Raw genomic sequence first — 12,353 nt, forward strand, 5'->3', positions numbered from 1 at the left:
GGACAGGGCGGGAGCGTTTCAGTGACAGCCGGAAGGCTTAGTCGGCCGCTGCGTCGGTCGCGGTGACGCTGCTGCCGTCGGCCTCGGAGGCGTCAGACTGGGCAGCCATTTCAGCCGCTTCGGCTTCGGCAATGGCGCGGCGCTCGGCGTCGTCCATGGCGTCCTTGGCCTTGCGTGCCTGGTGGTAAGCCAAGCCGGTACCGGCAGGGATCAGACGGCCCACGATCACGTTTTCCTTCAGGCCACGCAGCTCGTCGCGCTTGCCCATGATGGCAGCCTCGGTGAGCACGCGGGTCGTTTCCTGGAAGGAAGCGGCCGAGATGAACGAGTCGGTGGACAGCGATGCCTTCGTGATACCCAGCAGCAGGTTGCTGTAGGTCGCGGGGATCTTGCCTTCGGACTGCAGAGCCTCGTTGGTGTTGAGGATCTCGGAGCGCTCGACCTGTTCGCCAGCGATGTAGTTCGACTCGCCGACATTCTCGACCACAACGCGGCGCAGCATCTGGCGAACGATCACCTCGATGTGCTTGTCGTTGATCTTCACGCCCTGCAAGCGGTACACGTCCTGCACTTCATCGACGATGTAGCGCGAGAGTTCCTCGATCCCCAGCAAACGCAGGATGTCTTGTGGGTCGGCTGGGCCGTCCACAATCGATTCGCCCTTGTTCACCACCTGGCCTTCGTGCACCAGGATGTTCTTTTCCTTGGGCACGAGTTCTTCGAACACGCGGCCTTCGGGGTCAGTGATCTGCAGGCGGACCTTGCCCTTGGTTTCCTTGCCGAACGACACCGTGCCGGTCATTTCGGCCAGCGTGCCCTTGTCCTTCGGCGTACGGGCTTCGAACAGCTCGGCCACGCGGGGCAGACCGCCGGTAATGTCGCGGGTCTTCTGGCCTTCGACCGGAATACGCGCCAGCACTTCGCCGGGGCCCACGTCCTGGCCGTCGCGCACCTGGATCAGCGCGCCGACCTGGAAGCCGATGGTCACCGAGTGGTCGGTGCCAGGGATCTTCACTTCGTTGCCTTGGGCATCGATCAGCTTCACCTGCGGACGCACGACCTTGGCTGCGCCACGGCGCTTGGGGTCGATCACCACCAGCGTGGACAGGCCGGTCACTTCATCGACCTGCTTGGCCACCGTCAGGCCTTCTTCGACGTTCTCGAACTTGGTCTGACCGGCGAACTCGGTGATGATGGGGCGCGTCAGCGGATCCCAGTTGGCGAGGATGGTGCCAGCCTTGATGGTCTGGTCGGCCTTCACCGTCAGCGTCGCGCCGTAAGGCACCTTGTGGCGTTCGCGTTCGCGGCCATGCTCGTCCTGGATGATGATTTCACCAGAACGCGCAATCACCACGAGCTCGCCCTTGGTGTTGCTCACGTAGCGCATCGTGGCGTTGAAGCCGATCACGCCGTTGGACTTGGCTTCCACGCTCGATGCGATGGCAGCGCGCGAAGCGGCACCACCGATGTGGAAGGTACGCATGGTCAGCTGCGTGCCGGGCTCACCGATGGACTGGGCAGCGATCACACCCACGGCTTCGCCGAGGTTGATCAGGCCGCCGCGGCCCAGGTCGCGGCCATAGCACTTGGCACACAGGCCGTAGCGGGTTTCGCAGGTCAGCGCGGTGCGCACCTTCACCTCGTCCACACCAGCGGCTTCGAGTTCCTCGATGAGGTCTTCTTCCAGCATCACACCGGCAGACACCAGCACGGCGCGGGTTTCGGGGTGCAGCACGTCTTCGGCTGCGGTGCGGCCCAGGATACGGTCGCGCAGCGATTCGATCACTTCACCGCCTTCAACGATGGCGCGCATCAGCGAGCCATTGGCGGTGCCGCAATCTTCTTCCGTCACGACCAGGTCCTGCGTCACGTCCACCAGACGGCGCGTCAGGTAACCGGAGTTGGCGGTCTTCAACGCCGTGTCGGCCAGACCCTTACGGGCACCGTGGGTGGAGATGAAGTACTCCAGCACGTTCAGACCTTCGCGGAAGTTCGCGGTGATAGGCGTTTCGATGATCGAGCCGTCTGGCTTGGCCATCAGACCCCGCATACCGGCCACCTGGCGAATCTGCGCAGCAGAACCCCGGGCACCGGAGTCGGCCATCATGTAGATGGAGTTGAAGGACTCCTGATCCACTTCCTTGCCATGGCGGTCCACGACCTTCTGCTTGGACAGCTGGGCCATCATCACCTTGGACACTTCGTCGCCGGCCTTGCCCCAGATGTCCACCACCTTGTTGTAGCGCTCGCCAGAGGTGACCAGACCGGACACGTACTGCTGCTCGATCTCCTTCACTTCCTTCTCGGAGCGCTCGATGATGCCGGCCTTTTGGGGCGGCACCAGCATGTCGTCAATGGCGATGGAAATACCGGCGCGCGTGGCCAGACGGAAGCCGTTTTGCAGCAGCTTGTCGGCAAACACCACCGTCTCCTTCAACCCGCACTTGCGGAAGGACACGTTGATCAGGCGCGAGATTTCCTTCTTCTTGAGCGCCTTGTTCATGTTGGAGAACGGCAGGCCCTTGGGCAGGATCTCGGACAGCAGCGCACGGCCCACGGTGGTTTCCACCAGCGAAGTCGATGGCTCGAACTCGCCGGTTTCCTTGTTCTTGCTCCACTCGGTCATGCGCACCGTGATCTTGGCGGCCAGTTCGACCTGGCCTGCGTCCAACGCGCGCTGCACTTCACCGGTGTCCGCAAACACCAGGCCTTCGCCCTTGCCGTTGATGCGGTCGCGGGTGGCGTAGTACAAGCCCAGCACCACGTCCTGCGAAGGCACGATGGAGGGTTCGCCCGAAGCGGGGAACAGCACGTTGTTGGAGGCCAGCATCAGCGTGCGGGCTTCCATCTGCGCTTCCACCGACAGCGGGACGTGGACAGCCATCTGGTCACCGTCGAAGTCGGCGTTGAAGGCCGCGCAAACGAGGGGGTGCAGCTGGATGGCCTTGCCTTCGATCAGGATGGGCTCAAAGGCCTGGATGCCCAGACGGTGCAGCGTAGGCGCACGGTTCAGCATCACGGGGTGTTCCTTGATGACCTCTTCCAGGATGTCCCACACCACGGGGGTGCCGGATTCGACTTCCTTCTTGGCGGCCTTGATCGTCGTCGCGATGCCCATGGCTTCGAGGCGCGAGAAGATGAAAGGCTTGAACAGCTCCAGAGCCATCAGCTTGGGCAGACCGCACTGGTGCAGCTTGAGCGTTGGGCCCACGGTAATCACGGAACGACCAGAGTAGTCCACGCGCTTGCCCAGCAAGTTCTGGCGGAAGCGACCGCTCTTGCCCTTGATCATGTCGGCCAGGGACTTCAGCGCACGCTTGTTGGCGCCCGTCATGGCCTTGCCACGGCGGCCGTTGTCCAGCAGCGAGTCAACAGCTTCCTGCAGCATCCGCTTTTCGTTGCGCGCGATGATTTCTGGGGCCTTGAGCTCCAGCAGGCGGCGCAGACGCGAATTGCGGTTGATGACGCGGCGGTACAGGTCGTTCAGGTCGGAGGTCGCAAAGCGGCCGCCGTCCAGTGGCACCAGCGGACGCAGGTCCGGTGGCAGAACGGGCAGCACTTCGAGCACCATCCACTCGGGCTTGATGCCGGACTTCTTGAACGCTTCCAGCACCTTCAGGCGCTTCGCGTTCTTCTTGACCTTGACTTCGGAGCCGGTCAGGTCGCCGCGCAGCTTCTCGATCGACAGGTCGATGTCGATGGATTCGAGCAGGTCCTTGATACCTTCCGCGCCCATCTTGGCGATGAACTCGTCACCGTATTCCTTGCGCTTCGCGTCGTAGTCGTCCTCGGACATGATGCTGAACTTCTTCAGCGGGGTCATGCCGGGATCGGTCACCACGTAGGCTTCGAAATACAGCACGCGTTCGATGTCGCGCAGCGTCATGTCGAGCACCAGGCCCAGGCGCGAAGGCAGCGACTTCAGGAACCAGATGTGGGCGCAAGGCGCGGCCAGGTCGATGTGGCCCATGCGCTCGCGGCGCACCTTGGTCTGCGTGACTTCCACGCCGCACTTCTCGCAGATCACACCACGGTGCTTCAGGCGCTTGTACTTGCCGCACAGGCACTCGTAGTCCTTGATGGGGCCGAAGATCTTGGCGCAAAACAGGCCGTCACGCTCGGGCTTGAACGTGCGGTAGTTGATGGTCTCGGGCTTCTTCACTTCGCCGAAAGACCACGAACGGATCTTCTCGGGCGAAGCCATGCCGATGCGGATGGCATCGAAATGCTCGTCCGGCGTGAATTGCTTGAACAGGTCGAGTAGCGATTTCATAGTGACTCTTTCCTTTTCTGCTTAGGAGCGTTCCAGCTCGATGTCCAGGCCCAGCGAACGGATTTCCTTGACCAGCACGTTGAACGATTCCGGCATGCCGGCTTCGATGGCGTGTTCGCCCTTGACGATGGATTCGTATACCTTGGTACGGCCCACCACGTCGTCGGACTTGACGGTAAGCATTTCCTGCAGCACATAGGCGGCGCCGTAAGCTTCCAGCGCCCACACTTCCATTTCCCCGAAACGCTGGCCACCGAACTGGGCCTTGCCGCCCAGCGGCTGCTGCGTGACGAGCGAGTACGGGCCGGTGGAGCGGGCATGCATCTTGTCGTCCACCAAGTGGTGCAGCTTCAGGTAGTGCATGTAGCCGATGGTCGTCGGGCGCTCAAAGCGCTCGCCCGTGCGGCCGTCGAACAGGTACGCCTGGGTGCGCGTGGACGTGAGGCCCTTGCGTTCGGCGATGTCGTCCGGGTAGGCGATCTTGAGCATGTCCTTGATTTCTTCTTCCGAAGCACCATCGAACACAGGCGTTGCGTAAGGCACACCGTTGGTCAAGTTTTCCGCCATGGCCATCAGGTCGTCGTCGCTGAGCTGCGACAGATCTTCCTTACGGCCACGCGAGTTGTAGACCTCTTCGAGGAACTTGCGCAGCTCAGCCGCCTTGGCCTGCTCGCGCAGCATGTCGCCAATGCGCTGGCCAATGCCCTTGCCGGCCCAGCCCAGGTGGACTTCCAGCACTTGGCCGATGTTCATCCGCGAAGGCACGCCCAGCGGGTTCAGAACGATGTCGGCAGGCGTGCCGTCGGCCATGTAAGGCATGTCTTCGACCGGAACGATCTTGGACACCACACCCTTGTTGCCGTGGCGGCCGGCCATCTTGTCACCAGGCTGCAGGCGGCGCTTGACGGCCAGGTACACCTTGACCATCTTGAGCACGCCCGCAGGCAGCTCGTCGCCTTGCGTGAGCTTCTTGCGCTTTTCTTCGAAAGCCAGGTCGAAGCTGTGGCGCGTCTGCTCCAGCGCGTTCTTGATGGATTCGAGCTGGGTGGCCACTTCGTCTTCCGCAGGGCGGATGTCGAACCAGTGGAACTTCTCGACGGAGGCCAGGTAGGCCTTGTCGATCTTCGTGCCCTTGGCCAGCTTTTGCGGGCCGCCATTGGCCACGCGGCCGGTCAGCAGCTTTTCGATACGGTCGAAGGCATCGGCCTCGACGATGCGCAGCTGGTCGTTCAGGTCCAGGCGGAAGCGCTTGAGTTCGTCATCAATGATCTGCTGGGCGCGCTTGTCGCGCTGGATGCCTTCGCGGGTGAAGACCTGCACGTCGATCACGGTGCCCGACGAGCCCTGGTCCACGCGCAGCGAGGTGTCCTTCACGTCGGAAGCCTTCTCGCCGAAGATGGCGCGCAGCAGCTTCTCTTCAGGCGTGAGGGTGGTCTCGCCCTTGGGCGTGACCTTGCCGACCAGCGTGTCGCCGGGTTGCACTTCGGCGCCCACGTAGATGATGCCGGACTCGTCCAGGCGGTTCAGCTGCTGTTCCGACAGGTTCGGAATGTCGCGCGTGATTTCTTCGGCGCCCAGCTTCGTGTCGCGGGCCATGACCACCAGTTCCTCGATGTGGATCGAGGTGTACCGGTCTTCGGCCACTACGCGTTCAGAGATCAGGATCGAGTCTTCGAAGTTGTAGCCGTTCCAGGGCATGAAGGCGATCAGCATGTTCTGGCCGATGGCGATTTCGCCAAAGTCCGTCGATGCGCCATCGGCCACCACGTCACCCTTGACCAGCTTGTCGCCCTTCTTGACGATGGGGCGCTGGTGGATGTTCGTGTTCTGGTTGGAACGCTGGTACTTGATGAGGTTGTAGATGTCCACACCCACTTCACCGGCCACGGCTTCGTCGTCGTTCACGCGCACCACGATGCGGGTGGCATCCACGTAGTCCACGATACCGCCACGGTTGGCGGTGACCACGGTGCCCGAGTCCACAGCAGCCACGCGCTCGATACCCGTGCCCACCAGGGGCTTTTCGGGGCGCAGCACAGGCACGGCCTGGCGCGACATGTTGGCGCCCATCAGCGCGCGGTTCGCGTCGTCGTGCTCCAGGAACGGAACCAGCGATGCGGCCACCGACACGATCTGTGCAGGCGACACGTCCATGTACTGCACGCGATCGGCGCCGCACAGGATGGATTCACCCTTTTCACGGGCAGAGACCAGCTCACCCGTCAGGCGGCCATCCTTGTCCAGGGTGGCGTTGGCCTGCGCGATCACGTACTTGCCTTCTTCGATGGCCGACAGGTAGTCGATCTCGTTCGTCACCTTGCCATCGGCCACGCGGCGGTACGGCGTTTCGATGAAACCGTACTCGTTCAAGCGGGCGTACAAGGCCAGCGAGTTGATCAGGCCGATGTTCGGGCCTTCAGGCGTTTCGATGGGGCAGACACGGCCGTAGTGGGTCACGTGCACGTCGCGCACTTCGAAGCCTGCGCGTTCGCGGGTCAGACCGCCTGGGCCCAGGGCCGAGACGCGGCGCTTGTGCGTGATTTCGGCCAGTGGGTTGGTCTGGTCCATGAACTGCGACAGCTGCGAGGCGCCGAAGAATTCCTTCAGGGCGGCCGAGATCGGCTTGCTGTTGATCAGGTCGTGGGGCATGAGCGGTTCTTGCTCGGCCTGGCCCAGACGTTCCTTCACGGCCTTCTCGATACGTGCCAGGCCGGTGCGGTACTGGTTCTCGGCCAGTTCGCCCACGCAGCGCACGCGGCGGTTGCCCAAGTGGTCGATGTCATCGACTTCGCCGTTGCCGTTGCGCAGGTCCACCAGGATCTTGACCACGGCCAAGATGTCTTCATTGGACAGCACCATGGGGCCGGTGGATTCGTCGCGGCCGATCTTGGCGTTGAACTTCATACGGCCCACGCGCGACAGGTCGTAGGTGTCGGGGTTGTAGAACAGGCGCTGGAACAGGGCCTGCACGGCGTCTTCCGTTGGCGGCTCGCCGGGGCGCATCATGCGGTAGATGGCCACGCGCGCAGCGAACTCGTCCACCGTTTCGTCGATGCGCAGGGTCTGCGACATGTACGCGCCCTGGTCGAGTTCGTTGGTGTAGATGCACTGCACATCCTGCACACCGGCGCTGCGCAGCTTCTTGAGCAGCGCTTCGGTCAGCTCATCATTCGCCTTGGCGATGATTTCACCGGTGTCGGCATCCACAATGTTGCGGGCCACCACGCGGCCGATCAGGAAGTCTTCGGGCACGCTGATGTGCGTGGTACCGGACTGCTCCAGTTCGCGGGTGTGGCGGGCCGTGACGCGCTTGTCCTTGGCCACGACGACCTTGCCCGACTTGTCGGTGATGTCAAAACGGGCCACTTCACCCCGCAGGCGCTCGGAGACAAACTCCATCTGCGCGCCGCTGTCCATCAGACGGAAGTTGTCGTTGACGAAGAAGTTCGCCAGGATGGACTCGGGGTTCAGGCCAATGGCCTTGAGCAGGATCGTGACCGGCATCTTGCGGCGACGGTCCACGCGGAAATACAGGATGTCCTTCGGATCGAATTCGAAGTCGAGCCACGAACCACGGTAGGGGATGATCCGCGCCGAGAACAGCAGCTTGCCCGAGCTGTGCGTCTTGCCCTTGTCGTGTTCGAAGAACACGCCTGGCGAGCGGTGCAGCTGCGAGACGATCACACGCTCGGTGCCGTTGATGATGAAGGAACCCTTGTCGGTCATCAGGGGCACTTCGCCCATGTAGACCTCTTGCTCCTTCACTTCCTTGACCACCTTGGACTGCGACGTGGAAGACTCGCGGTCATAGATGATCAGCTGGACCTTGGCACGCACCGCCGAAGCGAAGGTCAGACCACGGGTCTGGCACTCGCGCACGTCGAAGGCGGGCTTGGCCAGGTTGTATTCGATGAACTTCATCTCCACAAAACCGTTGTGGGAGACGATGGGGAAGGCAGCGTCGAATGCAGCCTGAAGGCCTTCGATGGTTCTTTTCTGGGGTGCTTTATCAGCCTGCAGGAAAGCGGTGTATGCGTCCTTCTGCATCTGCAGCAGATAGGGAACTTCGAGCACGCTATCGCGGGTGCCGAAACTTTTGCGAATTCGCTTGCGTTCGGTGTAGGAATAGGCCATGAGATCTCCGGGCAAAGACATGAGTCCTGGGTCTTCGACGACTGACCCGCAAGGAGCGCTGTCTTTGCGGGCTTGGCGGTTGGCCACTACCAACCATGGCGGACGGTGATGCGTTGCACATCACCCGAACCAAGGCGTCTTCTGCTGTCGGGATTGACAGAAGACACTCGCAAACCCCAACAATGGGCGGGGCTTGCGGGTGCGCTCTGAAAGCACCAAAGGCTGGAGGCCCTTTGAGGAGCACTCCAGCCCTTGAGCGGGACCGAATTACTTGAGTTCGGCCTTGGCGCCAGCTTCCACCAGCTTCTTGACGGCAGCTTCGGCGTCAGCCTTGGCAATGCCTTCCTTGACGTTCTTGGGAGCGCCGTCCACCAGGTCCTTGGCTTCCTTGAGGCCCAGACCCGTGATTTCACGCACTGCCTTGATGACGGACACCTTGTTGGCGCCAGCGTCGGTCAGCACCACGTTGAATTCCGTCTTTTCTTCAGCAGCAGCAGCGCCAGCGCCACCACCGGCAGCAGCAGGAGCAGCCATGGCTGCAGCGCTCACACCAAACTTCTCTTCAATGGCCTTCACCAGGTCATTGAGTTCCAGGACCGTCATGCTGTCCAGCGCGGTCAAGAATGCGTCTTTGTCGAATGCCATTTTGATTTCCTAACAATTTTGTTGGTTAACTGCCGAGCGTTCAAGCCGCGACAGGTTCGGCGGCCGGAGCGGCTGCGCCTTCGCCTTTTTTCGCCGCCAGTGCGCCCAGCACAACGGCCGTACGCGACATGGGGGACATAAGCAAGCCACAAATCTGAGCCAGCAGCACTTCCTTGGAAGGGATGTTGGCCAGTTGCTTAACGCCGTTGACGTCCAGGGCTTTACCACCGAAAGCGCCACCACGAATCACCAGCTTGTCGTTGGTCTTCGAGAAATCGGCCACCACTTTCGCGGCTGCCACGGCGTCTTCGGAGAAGCCATAGATCAGAGGACCGGTCATCTGGTCTGCTACCACGTCGAACTGGCTGCCAGCCACAGCACGGCGGGCCAGGGTGTTCTTCAGAACACTCAGGCTCACGCCCTTGCTGCGAGCTTCCACGCGCAGTTTGGTCATGTCGGCGACCGTGATGCCACGGTATTCCGCGATCACAAGCGTTTGAGCTTTAGCGGCGAGGCTGGTCACTTCACTGATGACCGCTTCTTTCTCACTGCGATTAAGACTCAAGGTCTACTCCTTAAATTGCGCACTTGGGTTTTCACCCTCATGCGCGCTCTTGTTGCAGCGACCAACTGTTTCGGAACGGATTCCATCTGCAGCGGGATCGCCATCTGCGTTGGCCCCAGAGGGATTAAGCACAAACAAGTTGCACACCAACGGTCTTGGATGGCCTGAAGGCACCTGTAACAGCACCACCAGCCCACCACATCAGGCCTTTTGACAGACCTGAAGATTTCTTATCGCAATTACGCTGCGATGGATTGCGTATCCACGCGGACGCCAACGCCCATCGTGGAGGACACAGCGACCTTGCGCAGGTACAGGCCCTTGCTGGTTGCGGGCTTTGCCTTGTTCAGAGCTTCGATCAGTGCAGCCAGATTGCCTTGCAGCTTTTCGTTGTCGAACGAGCGACGACCGATCGTGCTGTGCACGATGCCGGCCTTGTCCACGCGGAACTGCACTTGACCTGCCTTGGCGTTCTTCACAGCCGTAGCAACGTCAGGCGTCACGGTGCCCACCTTGGGGTTAGGCATCAGGCCACGTGGGCCCAGGATCTGACCCAGCGTACCCACAACGCGCATTGCGTCAGGGGCGGCGATCACCACGTCGAAAGGCATGTCACCAGCCTTGACCTGGGCAGCCAGGTCGTCCATGCCAACGATGTCGGCGCCAGCGGCCTTTGCTTCTTCCGCCTTGGCACCTTGTGCGAACACGGCTACGCGGGTCGTCTTGCCGGTACCGTTAGGCAGCACCACGGCGCCACGAACCACTTGGTCGGACTTCTTGGCATCGATGCCCAGCTGAACGGCTACATCGATGGATTCGTCGAACTTGGCCGTAGCGGCTTCCTTCACGATTGCAACTGCGTCGGCGAATGCGTACAGCTTGGTGCTGTCAACCTTGCCTTGCAGGGCTTTTTGCTTCTTGGTCAGCTTGGCCATCTTACAAACCCTCCACCGTCACGCCCATCGAGCGTGCAGAGCCAGCCAGCGTGCGCACAGCGGCGTCGACGTTGGCAGCATTCATGTCTTTCATCTTGGTCTTGGCGATCTCTTCGAGCTGTTCGCGCGTGATCTTGCCGACCTTGACCTTCAGTGCGTTGGAAGAACCCTTTTCGAGCTTGATGGCCTTCTTGATCAGAGTCGTCGCAGGCGGCGTCTTGATGATGAAGGTGAAGCTCTTGTCTGCAAAAGCCGTGATGACCACAGGCAGCGGCAGGCCGGGCTCGACACCCTGGGTCTGGGCATTGAATGCCTTGCAGAACTCCATGATGTTGAGGCCACGCTGGCCCAGTGCGGGACCGATTGGTGGGGATGGATTGGCCTTACCAGCTGGAACTTGCAGCTTGATAAAACCGACGATTTTCTTCGCCATGTTTTACTCCTTACGGGTCATAACGCCTGCGCTACACCATGCAGCCACCGGCTCCCCGGGGTTAACGACTCACCTTCGCGATGTCCGCACCGAGTCGAAAAGTGCGGCATCCATTTTTTGGACACGAAAACCTGAAAAGCCAGGCTTCAGATCAAAGGCTCAGGTCTTCTCGACCTGCCCAAATTCCAGCTCAACCGGCGTAGAGCGGCCAAAGATCATGACGGAGACGCGCACGCGGCTCTTTTCGTAGTTGACTTCTTCGACAGAGCCATTGAAGTCCGTGAACGGACCTTCCTTGACGCGAACCAGCTCACCGACCATGAATTCGATCTTGTGGCGGGGCTTGTCGGTACCTTCCTGCATCTGGCTGACGATCTTTTGCACTTCGTCTTCCGAGATCGGGGCGGGGCGATTCTTGGCCCCCCCCACAAAACCCGTCACCTTGTTGGTGTGCTTCACCAAGTGCCAGGTGTCGTCGTCCATGATCATTTCAACGAACACATAGCCAGGGAACAAACGACGCTCTGTCGTCTTGCGCTGGCCGTTCTTCATTTCAACGACCTCTTCGGTCGGCACCAGAATGCGGCCAAACTTGTCCTGCATCCCCGAGCGGCTGATGCGCTCCTGGATGTTGCGCTCCACCGCTTTCTCCATACCAGAGTAGGCGTGAACAATGTACCAACGCAAATCGGGATTTGCCGAAGCAGAAGCGCCTGCAGGAGCTTCTGCTCCAGTGATTTCCGCAGCGGTCGTCATGACTTTCTCCAGCCCAAAATCAAGTCGTACAAAACCCACTCCAGGGTCTTGTCAGTGAACCACAGGAACAGCGCCATGATCACCACAAAGGCGAACACATACGCGGTCATCTGCAGGGTTTCCTTGCGCGTCGGCCAGACAACCTTCTTGACTTCACGCCATGCATCTTTCGCAAAAGCGACAAATTGACGCCCCGACTCCGACACCAGAAAAACACCCGCCGCCGCAATCAAGCCCACGATCAGCGCAGCCCACTGCACCACCGCACCTTGCTTGCCCAGCAAATAAAAGCCCGCTACCGATGCAATGACCAAGGCCACCACCGCTGCGAGCTTGGCCTTGTCTGCGCCTGTATTGACAGTTTCAACCTGTGATGTGGCCATCTTTGAGTGTTTCCTGCTTCCGATTCACGGCATCACTTAAGACACCGAAGCCCGCCAGGGTCTGGCGGGCTTGTTGTGGGCCACTTTCAAGTGGCAGGGGCAGTAGGAATCGAACCTACAACCTTCGGTTTTGGAGACCGACGCTCTGCCAATTGAGCTATACCCCTATATACCTTGCCAATTAGGCAATGATCTTGGCCACGACGCCAGCGCCCACCGTGCGGCCGCC

General features: G+C 60.8%; 8 protein-coding genes and 1 tRNA gene. All 9 read right to left on the reverse strand.

All coding sequences use genetic code 11. The features are described 5' to 3' along the window. Window positions 1–37 precede the first annotated feature (37 nt). Window positions 38–4,273, reverse strand: coding sequence for a DNA-directed RNA polymerase subunit beta' (rpoC, locus tag CBY09_RS10985; RefSeq protein WP_094289373.1), 4,236 nt, complete (start codon window positions 4,271–4,273; stop codon window positions 38–40). Between the two features lie 21 nt (window positions 4,274–4,294). Next, window positions 4,295–8,407: a DNA-directed RNA polymerase subunit beta gene (rpoB, locus tag CBY09_RS10990; protein WP_094289375.1), complete on the reverse strand. Its 4,113-nt coding sequence runs from the start codon at window positions 8,405–8,407 to the stop codon at window positions 4,295–4,297. 267 nt (window positions 8,408–8,674) lie between these two features. Beyond that, the gene (gene rplL, locus CBY09_RS10995; RefSeq protein WP_005797571.1) at window positions 8,675–9,052 is read right to left on the reverse strand and encodes a 50S ribosomal protein L7/L12; all 378 of its coding nucleotides are present in this window, start codon (window positions 9,050–9,052) and stop codon (window positions 8,675–8,677) included. A 40-nt stretch (window positions 9,053–9,092) separates the two neighbouring features. Continuing rightward, entirely contained in the window at window positions 9,093–9,617 is a 525-nt protein-coding gene (gene rplJ / locus CBY09_RS11000; RefSeq protein WP_063459214.1) for a 50S ribosomal protein L10, read from the reverse strand. 239 nt (window positions 9,618–9,856) lie between these two features. Continuing rightward, window positions 9,857–10,552, reverse strand: a complete 696-nt coding sequence (rplA, locus tag CBY09_RS11005) for a 50S ribosomal protein L1 (RefSeq protein WP_094289377.1) — start codon at window positions 10,550–10,552, stop codon at window positions 9,857–9,859. Between the two features lies 1 nt (window position 10,553). Next, window positions 10,554–10,985 (reverse strand): 50S ribosomal protein L11, encoded by a 432-nt coding sequence (gene rplK, locus CBY09_RS11010; protein WP_094289379.1) that lies wholly within the window; start codon window positions 10,983–10,985, stop codon window positions 10,554–10,556. A gap of 159 nt (window positions 10,986–11,144) precedes the next feature. Further along, window positions 11,145–11,741: a transcription termination/antitermination protein NusG gene (nusG, locus tag CBY09_RS11015; protein ID WP_094289381.1), complete on the reverse strand. Its 597-nt coding sequence runs from the start codon at window positions 11,739–11,741 to the stop codon at window positions 11,145–11,147. Continuing rightward, window positions 11,738–12,124 (reverse strand): preprotein translocase subunit SecE, encoded by a 387-nt coding sequence (secE, locus tag CBY09_RS11020; RefSeq protein WP_094289383.1) that lies wholly within the window; start codon window positions 12,122–12,124, stop codon window positions 11,738–11,740. Before secE ends, nusG begins: the two co-directional genes overlap by 4 nt. A 91-nt stretch (window positions 12,125–12,215) precedes the next feature. Continuing rightward, window positions 12,216–12,291, reverse strand: a tRNA-Trp gene (locus CBY09_RS11025). Window positions 12,292–12,353 lie beyond the last annotated feature (62 nt).

It is taken from the genome of Acidovorax kalamii, assembly GCF_002245625.1.
In the GTDB taxonomy this organism is placed as follows: Bacteria; Pseudomonadota; Gammaproteobacteria; order Burkholderiales; family Burkholderiaceae_C; genus Acidovorax; species Acidovorax kalamii.